Below are 17,244 nucleotides of genomic sequence, written 5' to 3'. Positions count from 1 at the left end.
CTTCGGATGCTCCTCCGGGACAGGACGGCAGGCAATGGCGCGATCGGACTACTGGTCGACCGCCGGGCTCAGGTGAGGCGGAACGTCCCCGCGCCGCCGACCAGGTAGCTGCGACCCAGCGGGAACTGCCAGGTGTAGCTGCCGTCCTCGTTGCGTCGGTAGCGGAAGTGTCGTGCGGTCTTGCCGCGGTGATGTCGCCTGCACAGCGGTGCAAGCTTCTCGGGATCCGTCTGGCCCGGCGGCCCGCCGTCGTCCGGGTCCCGGTAGGGCTCGATGTGGTCGAGGTCGCCGGACCGGGCGTCGGTCTCGCACCAGGGGAAGATGCAGTGCCCGTCTCGCAGGACCACCTGCTCGCGCATCCGCTCGTCGGGGTCGTGGCGGTCCAGCGCCCGACGGGCGCCGAGGTCGAGCACCGGCACGATCGTGGCCCTGCTGTGCTGGAGCCAGTCGCGGATCTTGGCCAGGGTCACCGGACCGAGCCGCTCGGCCGTGCCGATCGCGTCGGGGCTGTCGAGGTCGGCCATGTTCACGTGCAGGTACAGCCTGGTCTTGCCGCCACCTGCCCTGCCGTTGGGGTGGTCGAGCCCGCCGTGGGCGCGGTCGGCGATCACCCCGAGCGCGCGGGCCTTGCGCTCCTCCAGCGGCGAGTCGTCGCCATCGAGGCGGAGCTGCTCGGCCACTTCGCAGACCAGGTCGTGGAAGCGGGTCAGGTCGAGGGTGTCGCCGGCCGCCTCCAGCCAAGAGGTGCCCGCCCAGGCGCCCGGACCGTCGACGGGCCCGTGGCTGAGAGTGACGCCCCAGCTCGACTTCGCCTGCTCCTCGGCTTCGGACACCGACTCCGGGTCGACCAGGGCCTTGGCCTCCGCGATCGCGCGGTCGATCCGCCTGGCCCCGCAGCTGCCGGCGATCGGTGCCAGCTCGGCGTCGACGTAGGCGGCGGCGGCCTTCGAGAGGCCGGTGGTGGCCTGCGCGATCCGACGGCCGCGGAACGCCGGGATCTCGAGTGCCTCGATCCGCGCCCAGGTGCGGGGCAGCCGGTGCCGCAGGTCGAGCACGTCGGACATCAGCTGGGTGGCGGCGTACGTCGAGATGCCGAGCGCGGCGCCGAGCTGCTCGGCCGCGAACGGCCTGACCGCGGGCGTCCCCTCACCGCCGACCCGCTTGTCGCACCCACCCGCCGGCGGGCCGGCGTCGCTCCACACGGCGGGGTCGTCGTCGAGCGCGGGGTTGAGCACGCACCAATGGGCGACGTAGCGCAGCTTGCGGCGCTCGGCCGCACGGGCCTGCACCTCCGACTCCTCGGCCAGCGCGAGCAGCCCGTCGGCGTCGAGGTCCTCGACCACGACCGGGAAGCCCATGCTGTCCGTCTCGATCACAGGACCACTCAAGCACTGACCACCGACAGTCCGGCGCCGCCGGAGGAGTGCCCTGTGGACGGGCCCTCGGACACCTCGGGCCAGCAAGAGAACGCGGCCCCGTCGACGATAGGTTTCGGGAATGCTCGAGCTGGTTCGGCCAGACGTCACACGGCACTCGGCCTGGCTCGCGTCCCACCGGGAGTGGGGACCTGGTCTGCACGAGGACGGCTTCGGCCTGGGCCCGGACGACGAGGTCGAGAGCGCGGAGGGATTCGCTGCCTGGGTGAGTCGACTCCGGTCGCTGCCTGCCGCCCGGATGTGGTGGATCGTCGACGGTGACGAGGTGCTGGGAGGCGTCGCCCTGCGTACGACGGCCAGCCCGGACGTCATGCGACTGGGGCACGTGGGCTACGGCATCCACCCGTCGGCTCGGGGACGCGGGATCGCGACCTGGGCGCTGGGTGAGCTTCTCCCACGCGCGCGAACGGCCGGCCTGAGCCGCCTGCTGCTGGTCTGCCTGGACGACAATGTGGGCTCGATCAGCACCATCGAGCGGCACGGTGGGGTTCTCGAGAAGGTCGTCGACGAAGAGCACGGTCGCTTACGGCGCTACTGGATCGATCTCTGACCAGGGTTGAGGTCCGCGAGCCGTGTCAGACGTGGAGGCTGAGCCAGGTGCGGTCGTCGTACACGGAGGCGCCGGGCGACGCCGCCTTGGGGCCGAGCAACGGACCGATGCACAGGGGGTCGTCGCGGACGAGCTCGAAGAGGTTCCGGTCGCTGGCTTCGCGACTCTCGAGGATCGCCGGGTAGCCGTCCGAGGTCAGGACGAGCGTCCCGGTGCCGGCCAAGGCCGTCGCGACGACGTACTGCTCCGGGACCGGGAGCCCGTTGACCGAGCCGTAGCCGAGATCGTGCACGCGGTTTGCGAACACGCCCTGGTGGTCGAGCAGGCCGTGGATCGCTTCCCGCCCCGGGTCCTGGCGCGCGAGCTCCTCGACCGCCCACCCGTCGGCGAGGTGTGCCTCGGTCACCGCGGCGCGGAGGGACGCGGTGATGTCGTCGATCTTCTTGCCGGCGCGGTGCTGGACTCCGCGGAAGGCCCAGGAGCAGTCCCCGACGCTCCACACCTCCCGGCGGGGTGCCGAGTACACGACGAGCGAGCATGCCGGACGCTGGTGGACGCCGATATCGGGCTGTTGCTCGAGCACGGCCTCGTCGAGACGCCGACCGATGAACGTCATTGCCTCCACCGACGTGGGCGCCCTGCACGTGGTTTCAAGCGCGACCAGGGCGTCGGCCACCACCAACGCCGCGAAGCGACCCGAGGAGGCTGTCTCGCCCCTCCACTCGTAGCGTTTCCCGGACTTGTCGGTGGCGCCGTCGATCACCGCGGCGTGCCGTTCGAGGACGACGTACGCGTCCTCGTTCGGTCGAGCCGGGTCCTTCGACTGCGTGAAAGCCTCCAAGACCTCCACTCCGGTCTTCCTTTCGGCCGCTGTCGAGTGTTCAGACGGTGCTCCGCACCCGCCTGCCGACCGCGAACCACAGGATCCCCGCGAACGGCGAGAGCAGCACGATCGCGACCGCCCACCCGTAGCGTCCCTGCCGCAGCGCGTCCACGAGCGGCCACACCACGAGGACCCCCACGACCAGCAGCGTGGTCAACAGGAGCACGGGATCGGGCGAGAGGTACGACGTCTCCAGGGCGGTCACGGGGATCATGATGCGACAGGGGTCGCGCGACCTTCGGCCGGGGGCAGCGGCTGAGGACCTTCTGCCCTGTCCGGGGGCCGGGGCCGGTCGGAGTGTGGAGCCATGAAGGTCGCGGACGTCGTCAACACAGCCAGGGACGCCATCACCGTCAAGCGGGTCTACGGCGAGCCCTACGAGAAGGACGGGCTGACCGTGATCCCGGCCGCCGTCGTCTCGGGCGGAGGCGGGGGCGGGACCGGGCACGACGAGAAGGGCCAGGAGGGCGAGGGGGGCGGGTTCGGCGTCACCGGCCGCCCGGTGGGCGCCTACGTGATCCGGAACGGCGAGGTCAGCTGGCGCCCGGCGCTGGACCCCAACCGGATCCTCACCATCGCCGGCCTCGTCGTCATCGCCTACCTGATCAGCCGCCCGCGCGTGGTCCGCGCCCGCGCCGCCACCGCCAAGTGGCAGCTGCTCGCCGCGCGGGCCCGGGCGAAGCGGTCCGCCGCCTGAGCCGTCGTCACAGCGACCTCACCCCGCGCAGGTGATGTGCCGGCCGCCGTGCGCCGGGCACCGTGAGGGCATCGGAGGTACGGCGGTCGCGGGCGCGGTGGTGCCTCCCCGGCGGAAGGGGACGCGATGAACGGCAGCGAGCGCCACCCCTGGTGGGCACGCCTGGCGCTCGTCCTCGCGGTCCTCGGCATCATCGGGCTCGTCTCGGCCGCGGCGTCGCGCGCGCTGTGGCTGTTCCTGGTGGTCGCGATCGCGGTGGTCGCCTTCGTGGCGGCGGGCTACTCCTTCCTGGCACTGCGGGGGTGGCGGCGCACCGCCAGCCTCGTCGTCGCCCTGGCGGCCCCGGTGGCGCTGGTGGTGCTGCTCGCCGTGAACGACCTGCTGCTCCCGCTGCTCGTCTGCGCGGGCCTGTTCGCCCTGGCCGTCGGCGCGGGACGGGTGGCGCTGACCCCCGGGGCCGACACCGAGGGCATGCCCGAGCAGGTGGTCCCGCCGCCGCGGCACCCGTTCATCGTGATGAACCCGCGCTCGGGTGGGGGGAAGGTGGCCAGGTTCGACCTGCAGGCCAAGGCCGAGGCCCTCGGCGCCGAGGTGGTGCTGCTCGAGGGACCCGAGATCATCGACGTCGCCGAGCTGGCCCGCCAGGCCGTGGCCCGCGGAGCCGACCTGCTGGGCGTGGCCGGTGGCGACGGGACCCAGGCCCTGGTCGCCGGGGTGGCCGCCGACCACGACGTACCGCTCCTGGTCATCAGCGCCGGCACCCGCAACCACTTCGCGCTCGACCTCGGGCTCGACCGCGAGGACCCCTCGACCTGCCTGGCGGCGCTGGGTGAGGACGCCGTGGAGCTGCGCGTCGACCTCGGGGTGATCGCGGGCCGGACCTTCGTCAACAACGCCTCCTTCGGTGCGTACGCTGCTGCCGTGCAGAGCCCGGGCTACCGCGAGGACAAGACCCGCACCACCCTCGAGGTGCTGCCCGACCTGCTGAGCGGCGCCAAGGGCCCGCAGCTGCGGCTCGACGTCGACGGGATCGTGGTCGACCACCCGCAGGCTGTGCTGGTCAGCGACAACCCGTACGGCATGGGCGACCTGGCCGGGCTGGGGCGCCGCGCCCGGCTCGACACCGGGCGGCTCGGCGTGGTCTCGGTGACCGCCGGCAGTGCCCGGCAGGCCGTCGGGCTGCTGCGCGGCGCCACGCGGCACGGCGTGGTCGCGACCACCGCCCCCGAGGTCGTCATCTCCTCCGACGCCCCGGAAATCCCGGTGGGCATCGACGGTGAGTCCGTCGTGGTGCCCACCCCGGTCCGCTGCAGCGTCCGCCCCCGCGCTCTGCGGGTGCGCGTGCCCCGCGACCGGCCCGGCGTACCACCGCGGCGGCCCACCTGGAGCTGGGCCGAGCTGCTGCGCCTCGCGTCCTTCTCGCGGAGCGGGTCCGCACGGTGACGGGGCTCCGCCCGCGGATCCGGCAGGTCGGCCACGAGCTCGTCGAGCTCGACCGCGCCGTGTACGCCGCCGTGCAGTCGACCCCGACGCCGCGGATCGACCTCGCCCTGGCCCGCATCTCCCGCACTGCCGACCGGTCCGTCCTCTGGATGGGCATCGCCGCGGCGCTGGGAGTGTCGGGACCCCGACCGCGTCGGGCCGCAGTGGTCGGGCTCGGCGCCATCGCCGTCACCTCGGCGACCGTCAACCTGCTGGTGAAGCCGGTCCCGAAGCGGGTCCGCCCCTCGCTGGAGGGCTCGGTCCGCACGCACGGGGTCCGGATGCCGGGGTCGCACTCCTGGCCGTCGGGCCACTCCGCCTCGGCGTTCGCGTTCTCCACGGCAGTCGGCAGCGAGATCCCGGAGCTGGACAGCGTGCTCCGGCTCGCGGCCACCGTGGTCGCCTACTCGCGCGTCCACACCGGGGTGCACTACCCCGGGGACGTCATAGCCGGGACCCTGATCGGTGCCGGCATGGGCACGGCGGCGCACCTCGTGGCCCGCCGGCGCCCGGCGCCCCGCCGCTAGGACGCCTGCGTCTCCTCGTCGCCCTCGATGCCGATGACGTTGGTGATGACCTCGGCGAACCGGGTCGGGTCGGCGAGCAGCCAGCTGTGGTTGCCGGGGACGGTGACGACCTCGGTCTTGCCGAGCGCCACGGCGAGGGACTCCGCGCACGCCCACGGGATCACGGTGTCGTCCCGTCCCCAGACGATGACGACGGGCAGCCCGCGCTCCTTGAGCTCCTCGAGCTCGGCAGCCAGGTTGGCGTCGCGGGCGAGCCGTCCGACCTTCCACAGCGTGGTCGGGTGCAGCACGAAGTTGGGAACCGCGTCGGCCGCGATCACGGGCATGACGCGGGTGAACGACCGCACCGACAGGGCGTGGGCCGCGATGTGCAGCCCCCAGTCCCACATCGGCCGGTCGGCCATCGGCACCGGCAGCTCGCCGCGGTTGGACCACACCGACCCGCCGATCGAGTTGACCAGCACCAGCCGGCCGAACAGGTCTGGACGGAGGTGGGCGGCGTGCAGGGCCACCCCGCCCCCGAAGGAGTGACCGATCAGGGTGACCGGCTCGTCCACGCCGTACTCCTCGAGGAAGGCCGCCACCCACTCGGCGTACCCCTGGAGCGTGAAGGCGTCCTCGGGGAGCGACGCGGTGCCGGCGAAGCCGGGGAGCGCCGGGGCCAGCACCCGCACCCCGTGCCCGACCAGCAGCTCGAGGCCGTGGCGGTAGGTGCGGTGGGAGAGTCCCCACCCGTGCAGGAAGACGACCAGCGGCCCGTCGCCCGCGACGCCGTACGACGCGGGGCGGCCGTCGACCCGCATCGTGCGCCACTCCATCCGTGCCCTCATGGGTCGGCCTCCTCAACCGAGGACCCGAGTCCTGACCTGAGTGTCGCCGCAGGCAGGACCGGAGGGTGGGTCCGGAAGTCCCGACCCACGGGGGCCGGTGGTCCTGCTGTCAGCGAGTGAGGAAAGCGATGCAGGAGCGCATCGTGCGCAGCGCGGGGTAGTCGTCCTCGTCGATCCGGGCGCCGGTCGAGGCGCTCAGCTGCTCGACGAACCCGAGGAAGTCCAGCGAGTCCAGCTCCAGCTCGGCCCGCAGCGCGCCGTCGTCGCCCACCTCGTCGAGATCGGCGTCCGGGACGATGCGCAGCAGCGCCGCAGTGACCGCCTCGCGGGCCTGGTCGTCGGTGAGGGTGGTCGGATCGGGCATGGTCACAGCTCCTCGGGGCTCTGGAGACGTTCGTCGACGGCGGCCAGGAAGCGGCCGCCGGTGAAGCCGTCGGTGGCGCGGTGGTCGGCTGCGAGGGTGGCCACCGTGAGCGGGCGCACGCCGAGGAGACCGTCGACCGCCCACGGCCGCTCGGTGACGCGGCCGAAGCCGACGAGCGCCACCTGGGGCGGGTAGATCACGCCGTGCACCGACTCGACGCCCTGCTCGCCGAGGTTGGTCACGGTGATCGTGGGGTCGCTCAGCTCGGCCCGGCGGAGCCGGCCGGCGCGGGCCCGGGTGACGACGTCGCGCATCCCGGCCATCACGTCGGTGAGGTCGAGCTGGTCCGCGTCGTGGATCGCGGGGGCGACGAGGCCGCCGCCGCGCAGCGAGACCGCCACCCCGAGGTGGACCCCCGACCCGGGCCGGAACTCGTCGTCGACCCAGAAGCCGTTGAGCCCCGGGTTGGCCGCCGCCGCCAGCGCCGCCGCCTTGAGCAGCAGGGCCGCCGGGACCAGCCGCTGGGCCACCGGCAGGTCGCGGTTGCGCTCGCGCATCCACCGCAGCGCGCGGTCGAGGTCGATGGTGAGGGTCAGGTAGTAGTGCGGGATCTCCCGCTTGGACCGGGCCATCACGGTGGCGATGGTGCGACGCATCTCCTCCCGGCGGTCCGCCTGGGCAGGGGCGGCGACCTCTGGTCGCTCCGGGGCGGGCCGCTCGGAACCGGCCGCCGCGGCCCGCACGTCGGTGGCGCGCACCGGGCGTCGTTCAGGGGCGGGCAGCCGGTCGAGGTCGACGCCGAGCTCCCCGGCCAGCCTCCGGGCGTACGGCGTGACGCGCGCCGGTCCGCGTCGTCCCTCGGACGGTCGGGCATGGGGCGCCGCCGGGACCGCGGGCGGTGCCGCCGCGTGGGCCACGTCGGCGCGGGTGATCGCCCCGCCCCGGCCGGTGCCGGTCACGGTGGCGAGGTCCACGCCGGCCCGTTCGGCCTCCCGGCGCACCAGGGGGGAGCTGACCAGGGGTTCCTCGGCGATCGCCACCGGCATCTTCGCGGCGTGGCGGCTCGGCCGCTTCCTCGGTTCGGGCGGCGCCGGCTCGGCGCCGGCCGCGGCGAAGGTGGCCAGGACCGCGCCCACCGGGACCCTGGTGCCGGGCTCGACGACGAGGGACTCGACCACGCCGTCGGTGAAGCTCTCGACCTCCACGGCCGCCTTGGAGGTGTCGACGACCGCCATCAGGTCGCCCTTCTGCACGGTGTCGCCGGGCTTGACCAGCCACTCCAGCAGGGTGCCCTCGTCCATGTCCGCACCCAGCGACGGCATCGTGAAGTCGCTCATCCGCCCTCCCACGTCCGCCGCGCGGCGGCGGCGATCGTCTCCGGCTGGGGCAGCGCGGCCTCCTCGAGATGACGTGGGTAGGGCAGGGGCACCTCCGCCGTGCACACCCGCTCGACCGGGGCGTCGAGGTCGTAGAACGCCTGCTCGGTGATCCTCGCGCTCACCTCGGCGGCGAGGCTGCCGCTGCGCCAGCCCTCGTCGACCACGACGGCGCGGTGGGTGGCCCGCACCGACGCCAGGATCGTCGCGTCGTCGAGCGGACGGAGGGTGCGCAGGTCGACGACCTCCGCGGAGGACCCCTCCGCGGCCAGGAGGTCCGCAGCCGCCATGGCCTTGCCGACGCAGCCGCCGTAGGCGATGAGCGTGACGTCCTCGCCGCTGCGCCGGATCGCGGCGTGCTCGATGTCGACGGCGCCGGCGTCCGTGGGCAGCTCGCCGGCGAGGTTGTAGAGCGAGCCGTGCTCGAAGATCAGCACCGGGTCGGGGTCGGCGAGCGCCGGGGCGAGCATGCCGCGGGCGTCCTCGAGGGTGGCCGGCGCGAGGACCCGCAGCCCGGGGATGTGGGCGTACCACCCCTCGAGGCTGTGGGAGTGCTGGGCGGCGAGCTGCCGCCCGGCGCCGGTGGTCATCCGGATCACCAGCGGCACGTTGAACTGGCCCCCGGACATGTGCAGCAGCGACGCGGCGTTGTTGAGGATCTGGTCGAGCGCCAGCAGGCTGAAGTTGACCGTCATGATCTCGACGATCGGCCGCATCCCGCCGAGGGCGGCGCCGATCCCGGCGCCGACGAAGCCCGACTCCGACAGCGGCGCGTCCCGGATCCGCTCCGGCCCGAACTCCTCGAGCAGCCCGAGGCTGACCGCGAACGAGCCGCCGTAGCTGCCGACGTCCTCGCCCATCAGGAACACCCGCTCGTCGGCGCGCATCGCCTCCGCGATCGCCTCCCGCATCGCCTCGCGGTAGGTCGCCTCGACCGTGGTCACGGTGGTCATCGGCCCGCGGCGGTGTTTGTGAGAGCGGTGCTCGTCACGAACCTGGTCAGGTCCTCCACCGCCTCCCGGGGCGCCTGCTCCGCGGCCTCGACGGCCCGGGCCAGCAGGCCGGCCACCTCGGCCTCGAGGGCGACCAGCTCGTCGTCGTCGAGCTGGCCCTCGGCCCGCATCCGGTCCGCGAAGGTCGGGATCGGGTCGTGGGTACGCCACGACGCGATCTCCTCCTTGGTGCGGTAGCGGTCCGGGTCGTACATCGAGTGGGCACGGAAGCGATAGGTCCGCAGCTCGAGGAACACCGGCGCGCCACCGCCGCGGATCTCCTCGACTGCCCGGGTGGCGGCGTCCTCGACGGCCTCGACGTCCATCCCGTCGACCGGCCACGACGCCATGCCGTACGACGAGGCCCGCAGTGCCAGATCGGTCTGGGCGTGCTCCTTGGCCAGCGCGGTGCCCATCGCGTAGCGGTTGTTCTCGCAGCAGAAGAGCACCGGCAGGCGCCACAGGGCGGCGAGGTTCATCGCCTCGTGGAACTCGCCCTCGGCGACCGCGCCGTCGCCGAAGAAGCAGGCGGTGACGCGGTCGCGGCCCTGCATCCGGTCGGCGAGCGCGAGCCCGACCGCGAGCGGGATGCCACCGGCGACGACGGCGTTCCCCCCGACGAAGTGGGTCTCCTTGTGGAAGAGGTGCATCGAGCCGCCCCGGCCCCGGCTGCAGCCGGTCTGCCGGCCGAACATCTCGGCCATCAGCGCGTCCAGCGGCACGCCCCGGGCGAGCGCGTGCCCGTGCTCGCGGTAGGTCGAGACGACGGCGTCGTCGGGCCGCAGCGCCGACATCACCCCGGTGGCGACCGCCTCCTCGCCGATGTAGAGGTGCAGGAACCCGCGGATCCGGGTCGCGCTGTAGAGCTCGGCGCAGGACTCCTCGAAGCGGCGGATCAGCACCATCGTGCGCAGCAGCTCCTGGCGGTGCTTGGCGCTCACGGGGCGTTCTCAAGGGTGGAGATGTCCCCTTCGGGCAGGCCGAGCTCGCGGGCCTTGAGCAGCCGGCGCATCACCTTCCCGCTGCTGGTGTGCGGCAGGTGCTGGTCGAAGTCGATCTCCTTGGGCGCCAGCCCGCCGAGGCGGTGCCGCCCGAACGCCAGCAGGTCGCGGCGGAGCGCGTCGTCGGGCTCGAAGCCGGGCCGCAGCGTCACGAACGCCTTGACCAGCTCGCCGGCGACGGCGTCGGGCTTGCCGATCACGCCCGCCTCGACCACGGCGGGGTGCTCCATCAGCGCGGTCTCCACCTCGAAGGGGCCGATCAGGTGGCCGGCGGACTTGATCACGTCGTCGGCCCGGCCGACGAACCAGAAGTAGCCGTCCTCGTCGACCCGGGCCAGGTCGCCGCTGAGGTACCAGCCGTCGGCGAAGCAGGCGCGGTAGCGCTCCTCCTCGCCGAGGTAGCCGCGGAACATCGACGGCCAGCCCGTCCGCAGCGCCAGCTCGCCGGTGACCCCGGGGCCGGCGACGGTCACCCGGTCGTCGACGACACGGGCCCGGCCGTTCTCGCCGCGGACCAGCACGGCCGCCTCGACGCCGGGCATCGGCCGCCCCATCGAGCCCGGCCGGATCTCCATGCCGGCGTAGTTGCTGACCATGATCGCGCCGGTCTCGGTCTGCCACCAGTTGTCGTGGATCGGCCGGCCGTAGGCCTGCGTCCCCCAGGTCACCACCTCGGGGTTGAGAGCCTCGCCGACGCTCGCGATGTGCCGCAGCGTCGACAGGTCGTGCGCCCGCGCCGCGCCGGCGCCGTACTTCATCAGCATCCGCAGGGCGGTCGGCGCGGTGTACCAGACGTTGACGTGCTGGGCCTCGAGCAGCTGGTACCACGCACGGGCGTCGAACTCGCCGGCGTAGCTGATCAGCGTCGCGCCGTGGGTGAGCGGCGCGATGATGCCGTACGACGTGCCGGTCACCCAGCCCGGGTCGGCGGTGCACCAGAAGACGTCACCGGGCCGCAGGTCGAGGGCGAGCTCGGCGGTCGCGTGGTGGGCGACCACGGCCTCGTGCACGTGGACGGCGCCCTTCGGTCGGCCGGTGGTGCCGCTGGTGAAGTGCAGCAGCGCCGGGTCCTCGGGGTCGGTCGGCGCGATCTCGTAGTCGTCCGAGGCGAGCGCCATCTCGGCGGTCAGGCTCAGGGTGTGCTCGTCCGGCGGCTCACCGACCACCAGGACGTACTCCAGCGACGGCAGGTCCGCCAGCAGGGCGGCCACCTTGCGGCGGTAGAGGAACGGCGTGGTGACCAACACCCGCGCCCCGCTGATCCGGAGGCGCTCGCGGATCGGCTCGGGGCCGAAGGAGGAGAAGAGCGGCGAGAACACGGCCCCGTGCTTGAGGGTGCCGAGCGCGGCGACGTACTGCTCCTGCTGTCGCCCCAGCAGCGTCATCACCCGGTCCCCGCGCTCGACGCCGAGGTCGGCGAGCACGTTGGCGAAGCGGTTGGTCTCCCGGCGCAGCTGCTCGTACGTCGTCGTGGTGACGACGCCGTCCTCGTCGACGCAGCGCAACGCGGCCCGGTGGCCCAGCCCGGCGCCGACGTGCCGGTCGACGGCCTCGTGGGCGATGTTGAGACCGCGGCCGTCGGGCAGGCCGGAGAGGTCCCGACGGGCGCGGTCCCAGGTGAAGGTGCGGCGGAGCTGTTCGTACGTCGGGGGGATCAGGTGCAGCACGGGGGGCTCCTTCCGGTCCCGCCAGTCAACGACGGTGCGTCCCGGCCAGGCAGGGCCGAAGGTCGGCTCCCGGCAGGGCCATGGGTCTGCGCTCAGCCGGTGGGCGAGGCCGCCAGGTGCGGGCCGTGCGCGAGGTGCTCGAGGAAGAAGTCGCGGGCCAGGTCGGCCACCCGCTCCAGGGTGCCGGGCTCCTCGAAGAGGTGGGTGGCTCCGGGGACGACCACCAGGCTCGCGTGCGGCAGCTGCTGCCCGGCCTGCCGGTTGAGCTGCAGCACCAGCTCGTCGCGACCCCCGACGAGGAGCAGCGTGGGCGCGCGGACCCCGGAGAGCCGGGCACCGGCGAGGTCGGGGCGCCCGCCCCGCGACACGACGGCCGCCACCCGCAGGCGGGGGTCCGTGGCCGCGCAGAGGGCGGCCGCGGCGCCGGTGCTCGCGCCGAAGAGGCCGAGCGGCAGCGCCCGGCAGCCCGGCTGCCGCTGCAGCCACTGACAGGCCGCGGCGAGGCGCCCGGCCAGGAACTCGATGTCGAACACCAGGTCCCGGTCGCCGTCCTCGTCACCGGTCAGCAGGTCGAGGAGCAGGGTGCCCAGGCCCGCCTCCCGCAGCACCCGGGCGACCAGGCGGTTGCGGGGGCTCAGCCGGCTGCTGCCGCTGCCGTGCGCGAAGGCCACCAGGCCCACGGGCCGGGCAGGCACGTCGAGGATGCCCTCCAGCGGTCGTGCCGCGCCGGGCACCGGGATGAGCACGTCGGACGCCGCCCAGGCCGCGCGGTCCAGCAGGGACAGCACCTCCTCGTCGCTGACCTGGCCGAAGTCGCCGTAGACCTGGCCCACGGCCCAGAACGGGGAGGGCTGGTCGAGGCAGACCAGGTCGTCCACGTCGCGGGCCAGGACCGCGGCCGCCTGGCGGGACGCCACCGGCACGGCCAGGACCACGGCGCGCGCCCCGTGGGCGCGGGCCACCTGGCAGGCGGCCCGGGCGGTGGCGCCGGTGGCCACCCCGTCGTCGACGACCACGGCGACCCGGTCGAGCAGGGACCTCCTCGGGTGGCCCGGCCGCAGCCGGCGTACCCGCTCGTCGAGCTCGGCGCGGCCGTGCTCCTCCAGGACCCGCAGCGAGTCGCGGGTCAGCCCCGCGCCCGCGACCACCTCGGGGTTGACCACGAGGACGCCGTCCTCGCCGACCGCCCCGGCGGCCAGCTCGGGCTGCGTGGGCACCCCCAGCTTGCGGACCAGGATCACGTCGAGGGGAGCGTGCAGTGCCCGGGCGACCTCGAAGGCGACGGGCGCCCCGCCGCGGGGCAGTCCGAGGACGACGGTGTCGGCGTCTCGGTAGGCCTCGAGGGCCCGGGCCAGCCGGCGCCCGGCGTCGTGCGGTGCGGTCGTCGAACATCACGGTGGGTCACCTCCCGGTGCGGGGGTCCGACCCGTTCACGCTCTGCCCGGTGACCTCGCCCCGGTAGGGACCTTCGGCCCGAGAGGCCGGTCGTAGCCGGGCAGCCACAGGGTGAGCCGAGCGCCTCCGGCGGGTGAGGCGCTGGCCACGACGGTGCCCGAGTGGCGGACGGCGACCTGCCGCACGATCGAGAGCCCGAGCCCCGAGCCGGGCATCGAGCGGGACTCCTGGGAGCGGTAGAAGCGGTCGAAGACGTGGGGGAGGTCGGCGGGCGCGATGCCGGTGCCCTCGTCGTCCACGGTGAGCACCCCGTCGGCGAGCCGGACGGTGACCGTGCCCTCGCGGGGACTCCACTTGGCGGCGTTGTCGAGGAGGTTGGTGATGGCCCGCTCCAGGCCCGCGGGCTCACCGACCACCCACCACGGCTGCCCCGTCACGTCGAAGGTGATGCCCGTGGCGCGGCGCCGGACCCGCGCGACCGCCCGGTCGAGCACCTCGGCGAGGTCGACGGCCTCCACCACGTGCGTCATCGGGTCGTCGCGGGCCAGCTCGACGAGGTCGCCGATCAGGGTGGTCAGCTCCTCGATCTGCGCGCGCACGTCCTCGAGCAGCTCGGCGCGCGCCTCGGCGGCAGGCCGTGGGCGCCGCCCGGGCCGTCGGCCTGGGTGAGCAGGTCGAGGTTGGTGCGCAGCGAGGTGAGCGGCGTGCGCAGCTCGTGCCCGGCGTCGGCGACCAGCTGGCGCTGCCGGTCCCGCGAGGCGGACAGCGCGGTCAGCATCTGGTTGAACGCCGTGGCGAGGCGGGCGATCTCGTCGTCGCCCTCGACCGGGAGCGGCGTCAGGTCCTCGGTGCGGGCGATGTGCTCGACCGAGCTGGTGAGCCGCCGGACCGGTCTCAGCCCGTTGCGCGCCACACCCCACCCGGCCATCCCGGCCGCGATCACGCCGGCCAGGCCGAAGAACAGCATCACCGCGCCGAGCCGGTCGAGGACGCGCTGCTGCGAATCGAGCGGCTGGGCGATGATCATCGTCTGTCCCGAGTCGCGGCGGACCGCCGCCACGCGCCACAGCCGGTGGTCGTTGCTGCTGACGGTGTTGATCGAGGACTGCTGCGATCCCGAGATGACCTGGAACTCGGGGTCGCCGAGACGGATGTTCGGCAGACTGTCCGAGGTCACGGCGAACTGACCGGTGACGCAGGCGATCCACACGTCCGTTGCGCCGAAGTACTTCGTCGGCACACCGGTGTTGGGGTTGCACAGGCCCAGGGACGCCGAGTCCGCTCGCTCCAGCAGTGACTCGTCGAGGGAGGACTGCAGCTGCATCCGCACGGTCACGTAGGCGCCCATCGCCACGAAGGCGACGGCCAGGCCCACGGCCATCGTGGTGAGCAGGGTGACCCGGCTGGCCAGGGAGCGCCGGTAGTGCCAGCGACGCTCGTCCCCCTCCCGGACCGGTGGCACCGACCGTCCGTCGGGCGGTGGCGGCGGCGGGGTCAGGGAGCTCATGACTCCTTCAGCACATAGCCCACGCCGCGGACCGTGTGGATCAGGCGCGGCTCGCCCTCGGCCTCGGTCTTGCGGCGCAGGTAGCCGACATAGACCTCCAGCGAGTTCGCCGTGGTCGGGAAGTCGTAGCCCCACACCTCCTCGAGGATGAAGGAGCGCTCGAGGACCCGGCGCGGGCGGCGCAGGAAACATCTCGAGCAGCGTGAACTCGGTGCGGGTCAGCTCGACGGTCCGGTCACCCCGGCGGACCTCGCGGGTGGCGACGTCCATGGAGAGGTCGGCAAACCCGAGGATCTCCTCGGTGCCGTCCTCACGGGGCACGACGCGGCGCAGCAGCGCGCGGAGCCGGGCGAGGAGCTCCTGGAGGGCGAACGGCTTGGTCAGGTAGTCGTCGGCGCCGGCGTCGAGCCCCTCGACCCGGTCGCCGACCGCGTCCCGGGCGGTGAGCACCAGGATCGGCACGTCGTTGCCGGCGGTGCGCAGCGCCTTGGTCGCCTCGATGCCGTCGAGGCGCGGCATCATCACGTCCATGATCACGACGTCGGGCTGGGTGCCGGCGATCCCGGCCAGGGCGTCGGCACCGTCCGAGGCCAGGCTGACGTCGTACCCGTTGAACTCCAGCGAGCGCCGCAGGGACTCGCGCACCGCCTTGTCGTCGTCGACGACCATGACGCGGGGCCGGGGCAGGCCGCTGGAGGCAGAGTCGGTCACGGCACCACTCTGCCAGCCGAGTCTGAGTCGGGACTGAGAGTTCGCGGGAAAGTCGCGCGTCAGGTGTAGCGGCGGGCCGCGTCCGCGGCACGCGGGCCGTAGCCGCCGCCGAAGAGGCAGGCGTGCACGAGCAGCGGGAAGAGCTGGTGCAGCCCGACGCGCTCCTGCCAGCCGTCGGCGAGCGGGGCGGCCTCGGCGTACGCGTCGAGCACCCGCGGCAGGTTGGGCAGCCCGAACAGCGCCAGCATGGCCAGGTCGGTCTCCCGGTGGCCGCCGTGGGCGGCGGGGTCGATCACGTGGGCACGTCCGTCGACGCCCCAGAGCACGTTGCCGTTCCACAGGTCGCCGTGGAGCCGGGCCGGGGGCTCCTCGGGGACCAGGCCGGGCAGCCGCGCGACCACCGCCTCGACGGCCCGCGCGTCGCCGTCGTCGATGGCGCCCCGGTCGCGCGCCAGCTTCAGGTACGGCAGCACCCGCCGGGTCGCGTAGAACTCCGCCCAGGTGTCGGCCGGCTTGTTGGGCAGTGGCAGCCGCCGATGTAGCCGTCCCGGTCCAGGCCGTACGACGGGGCGCCGGAACGGTGGGTGGCCGCCAGGGCCCGGCCGAAGCCGGTTGCGGCGTCGTGGGTGCACTTGCCCGGCTCGACCCACGACAGGATCAGGCACTCCGGGTCGACGGCGAGCACCTCGGGGACCAGGACCCCGCTGCCCTCGGCGAGCCAGCGCAGCCCGTGCGCCTCGCTCTCGAAGAAGTCGGCGGGCGCGTGGGGGAGGGTCTTCATCAGCGCGGTCGTGCCGTTGTTGAGCCGCAGGCGGGTGGCGGTCGCGATGTCACCGCCGGCGACCGGGGCCGTGGCCACCACAGCGGCGCCGAGGAGGTCCTCGGCGCGGCGGGCGACCAGCGGCTGCCGGGTCACTCGAGCTCGAGCCCCAGCTGGGCGACGATGGTCGCGGCCGTGCGCTCCACCATGGTGAGCACCTCCTCGAAGCCGGCGTCACCACCGTAGTACGGGTCCGGCACCTCGCCACCCGGTTCGAGGGGATCGAAGTCCCGGAAGAGTCGCACGCGGTGGTCGGCCCCGCCGATGTCGACGAGATTCTGGCCGTCCATGGCCAGCACCAGGTCGAACTCGTCGCGCCAGGTGGGGGCGTACTGCTGGGCCGGTGCCGCGAGGCGTCGTACCCGGCCGCGGTCAGGGTGGCGGCCGCGCGCCGGTCCATCGGCTGGCCCACGTGCCAGTCGCCGGTGCCCGAGCTGGCGATGCTGACGCGGTCGGCCAGCCCGGCCTCCTCGACGCGGGCCGACAGCACGACGTCGGCCATCGGGGAGCGGCAGATGTTGCCCAGGCAGACCAGCGCGACCGCGTAGCGGCTGCTGGTCCGCGGCGCCGGCAGCGCTGGTGGTGGGGTGGCCATCAGCGGTCCCGGTCGGGGCCGATGAGCCGGTCGACCCCCCAGTCCACGAGCGTGATCACGATCGCCCCGGCGACCGCGGTCCAGAAGCCGTCGACGTGGAAGCCGAGGTCGAACTGGCCGGCGAGCCAGCTGGTCAGCATCAGCATCAGGGCGTTGATCACCAGCAGGAAGAGGCCCAGCGTCAGGATGATCAGCGGGATCGACAGGATCTTGAGGATCGGCTTCACGAACGACGAGACGACCCCCAGGATCAGTGCCACGAGCACCAGCGGGACCAGCTTGTCGGTCAGCTCCGCGTGACCGTGGTGGGGGCCCTCGAAGTAGATGCCGTCGAGCAGCCACGCGGCGACCGCGAGCGCGATCGCGTTGGAGACCAGCCAGGTGAGGAGACGCACGGCTCGATCCTCTCAG

At 73.6% G+C, this 17,244-nt stretch carries 19 protein-coding genes and 2 pseudogenes; 4 read left to right on the top strand and 17 right to left on the bottom strand.

What is annotated here, in order from left to right; translation table 11 throughout:
• Positions 1-68: 68 nt before the first annotated feature.
• Positions 69-1,376, bottom strand: coding sequence for an HNH endonuclease signature motif containing protein (locus H0S67_RS22065; RefSeq protein WP_180934790.1), 1,308 nt, complete (start codon positions 1,374-1,376; stop codon positions 69-71).
• A gap of 121 nt (positions 1,377-1,497) precedes the next feature.
• Here H0S67_RS22065 and H0S67_RS22060 point away from each other — a divergent pair, with 121 nt between their 5' ends.
• Positions 1,498-1,986 carry a GNAT family N-acetyltransferase gene (locus tag H0S67_RS22060; protein ID WP_180934789.1) on the top strand — a complete coding sequence of 163 codons (489 nt, stop codon included), beginning with the start codon at positions 1,498-1,500 and terminating at the stop codon, positions 1,984-1,986.
• Positions 1,987-2,011: 25 nt separating this feature from the next.
• Here H0S67_RS22060 and H0S67_RS22055 read toward each other — a convergent pair whose 3' ends face one another.
• Positions 2,012-2,836 carry a hypothetical protein gene (locus H0S67_RS22055; protein ID WP_180934788.1) on the bottom strand — a complete coding sequence of 275 codons (825 nt, stop codon included), beginning with the start codon at positions 2,834-2,836 and terminating at the stop codon, positions 2,012-2,014.
• A gap of 31 nt (positions 2,837-2,867) precedes the next feature.
• Positions 2,868-3,074: a hypothetical protein gene (locus H0S67_RS22050; RefSeq protein ID WP_180934787.1), complete on the bottom strand. Its 207-nt coding sequence runs from the start codon at positions 3,072-3,074 to the stop codon at positions 2,868-2,870.
• A gap of 102 nt (positions 3,075-3,176) precedes the next feature.
• On the opposite strand from H0S67_RS22050, the gene H0S67_RS22045 reads away from it, so the two are divergent.
• From H0S67_RS22045 to H0S67_RS22035, 3 genes are all read left to right on the top strand, one after another.
• Positions 3,177-3,566: a spore germination protein GerW family protein gene (locus tag H0S67_RS22045; protein WP_180934786.1), complete on the top strand. Its 390-nt coding sequence runs from the start codon at positions 3,177-3,179 to the stop codon at positions 3,564-3,566.
• A 126-nt stretch (positions 3,567-3,692) separates the two neighbouring features.
• Positions 3,693-5,009 carry a diacylglycerol/lipid kinase family protein gene (locus H0S67_RS22040; protein WP_180934785.1) on the top strand — a complete coding sequence of 439 codons (1,317 nt, stop codon included), beginning with the start codon at positions 3,693-3,695 and terminating at the stop codon, positions 5,007-5,009.
• The gene (locus H0S67_RS22035; protein ID WP_180934784.1) at positions 5,006-5,575 is read left to right on the top strand and encodes a phosphatase PAP2 family protein; all 570 of its coding nucleotides are present in this window, start codon (positions 5,006-5,008) and stop codon (positions 5,573-5,575) included. Before H0S67_RS22040 ends, H0S67_RS22035 begins: the two co-directional genes overlap by 4 nt.
• On the opposite strand, the gene H0S67_RS22030 is transcribed toward H0S67_RS22035, so the two are convergent.
• The 14 genes and pseudogenes from H0S67_RS22030 to H0S67_RS21975 form a co-directional block, all read right to left on the bottom strand.
• Positions 5,572-6,405, bottom strand: coding sequence for an alpha/beta fold hydrolase (locus H0S67_RS22030; protein WP_180934783.1), 834 nt, complete (start codon positions 6,403-6,405; stop codon positions 5,572-5,574). The genes H0S67_RS22035 and H0S67_RS22030 overlap by 4 nt on opposite strands.
• Positions 6,406-6,514: 109 nt before the next feature.
• Positions 6,515-6,769 (bottom strand): phosphopantetheine-binding protein, encoded by a 255-nt coding sequence (locus H0S67_RS22025; RefSeq protein WP_180934782.1) that lies wholly within the window; start codon positions 6,767-6,769, stop codon positions 6,515-6,517.
• 2 nt (positions 6,770-6,771) lie between these two features.
• Positions 6,772-8,106 carry a dihydrolipoamide acetyltransferase family protein gene (locus tag H0S67_RS22020; protein WP_180934781.1) on the bottom strand — a complete coding sequence of 445 codons (1,335 nt, stop codon included), beginning with the start codon at positions 8,104-8,106 and terminating at the stop codon, positions 6,772-6,774.
• Positions 8,103-9,098, bottom strand: coding sequence for an alpha-ketoacid dehydrogenase subunit beta (locus H0S67_RS22015; RefSeq protein ID WP_180934780.1), 996 nt, complete (start codon positions 9,096-9,098; stop codon positions 8,103-8,105). The genes H0S67_RS22020 and H0S67_RS22015 overlap by 4 nt, the downstream gene beginning before the upstream one ends.
• Positions 9,095-10,078, bottom strand: coding sequence for a pyruvate dehydrogenase (acetyl-transferring) E1 component subunit alpha (gene pdhA / locus H0S67_RS22010; RefSeq protein ID WP_180934779.1), 984 nt, complete (start codon positions 10,076-10,078; stop codon positions 9,095-9,097). The genes H0S67_RS22015 and pdhA overlap by 4 nt, the downstream gene beginning before the upstream one ends.
• The gene (gene acsA / locus H0S67_RS22005; RefSeq protein ID WP_180934778.1) at positions 10,075-11,805 is read right to left on the bottom strand and encodes an acetate--CoA ligase; all 1,731 of its coding nucleotides are present in this window, start codon (positions 11,803-11,805) and stop codon (positions 10,075-10,077) included. Before acsA ends, pdhA begins: the two co-directional genes overlap by 4 nt.
• A gap of 92 nt (positions 11,806-11,897) precedes the next feature.
• On the bottom strand, positions 11,898-13,160 hold the full coding sequence (locus H0S67_RS22000; RefSeq protein ID WP_180937054.1) for a phosphoribosyltransferase family protein: 1,263 nt from the start codon (positions 13,158-13,160) through the stop codon (positions 11,898-11,900).
• 75 nt (positions 13,161-13,235) lie between these two features.
• Positions 13,236-13,799, bottom strand: a complete 564-nt coding sequence (locus tag H0S67_RS26230) for a sensor histidine kinase (RefSeq protein ID WP_246354960.1) — start codon at positions 13,797-13,799, stop codon at positions 13,236-13,238.
• Complete coding sequence (locus tag H0S67_RS26225; RefSeq protein WP_246355429.1) at positions 13,775-14,128, bottom strand: HAMP domain-containing protein; 354 nt, start codon at positions 14,126-14,128, stop codon at positions 13,775-13,777. The genes H0S67_RS26230 and H0S67_RS26225 overlap by 25 nt, the downstream gene beginning before the upstream one ends.
• A gap of 575 nt (positions 14,129-14,703) precedes the next feature.
• Positions 14,704-15,376: pseudogene (locus tag H0S67_RS21990) on the bottom strand (response regulator transcription factor).
• A gap of 101 nt (positions 15,377-15,477) precedes the next feature.
• A complete protein-coding gene (locus tag H0S67_RS27070; protein WP_281369054.1) occupies positions 15,478-15,942 on the bottom strand; it encodes a fructosamine kinase family protein in 465 nt (154 codons plus the stop codon).
• Entirely contained in the window at positions 15,876-16,334 is a 459-nt protein-coding gene (locus H0S67_RS27065; protein ID WP_281368921.1) for a fructosamine kinase family protein, read from the bottom strand. The genes H0S67_RS27070 and H0S67_RS27065 overlap by 67 nt, the downstream gene beginning before the upstream one ends.
• A pseudogene (locus H0S67_RS21980) lies at positions 16,331-16,740 on the bottom strand (low molecular weight protein-tyrosine-phosphatase). The gene H0S67_RS27065 and the pseudogene H0S67_RS21980 overlap by 4 nt, the downstream one beginning before the upstream one ends.
• A gap of 92 nt (positions 16,741-16,832) precedes the next feature.
• Entirely contained in the window at positions 16,833-17,228 is a 396-nt protein-coding gene (locus tag H0S67_RS21975) for a phage holin family protein (protein WP_180934777.1), read from the bottom strand.
• Positions 17,229-17,244: the final 16 nt, after the last annotated feature.

Origin of the sequence: Nocardioides ungokensis, from assembly GCF_013466985.1 — a bacterium.
Lineage (GTDB): Bacteria > Actinomycetota > Actinomycetes > Propionibacteriales > Nocardioidaceae > Nocardioides > Nocardioides ungokensis.
Note: the sequence above shows the minus strand (reverse complement) of the source record. Positions and strands in the feature narration are given on the sequence as shown.

Bases quoted from the DNA above. Each gene is read 5' to 3' on its own strand.
- H0S67_RS22060 (WP_180934789.1), top strand. From the start codon at position 1,498: ATGCTCGAGCTGGTTCGGCCAGACGTCACACGGCACTCGGCCTGGCTC.
- H0S67_RS22045 (WP_180934786.1), top strand. From the start codon at position 3,177: ATGAAGGTCGCGGACGTCGTCAACACAGCCAGGGACGCCATCACCGTC.
- H0S67_RS22040 (WP_180934785.1), top strand. From the start codon at position 3,693: ATGAACGGCAGCGAGCGCCACCCCTGGTGGGCACGCCTGGCGCTCGTC.
- H0S67_RS22030 (WP_180934783.1), bottom strand. From the start codon at position 6,405: ATGAGGGCACGGATGGAGTGGCGCACGATGCGGGTCGACGGCCGCCCC.
- H0S67_RS22025 (WP_180934782.1), bottom strand. From the start codon at position 6,769: ATGCCCGATCCGACCACCCTCACCGACGACCAGGCCCGCGAGGCGGTC.
- H0S67_RS22020 (WP_180934781.1), bottom strand. From the start codon at position 8,106: ATGAGCGACTTCACGATGCCGTCGCTGGGTGCGGACATGGACGAGGGC.
- H0S67_RS22015 (WP_180934780.1), bottom strand. From the start codon at position 9,098: ATGACCACCGTGACCACGGTCGAGGCGACCTACCGCGAGGCGATGCGG.
- H0S67_RS26225 (WP_246355429.1), bottom strand. From the start codon at position 14,128: ATGGCCGGGTGGGGTGTGGCGCGCAACGGGCTGAGACCGGTCCGGCGG.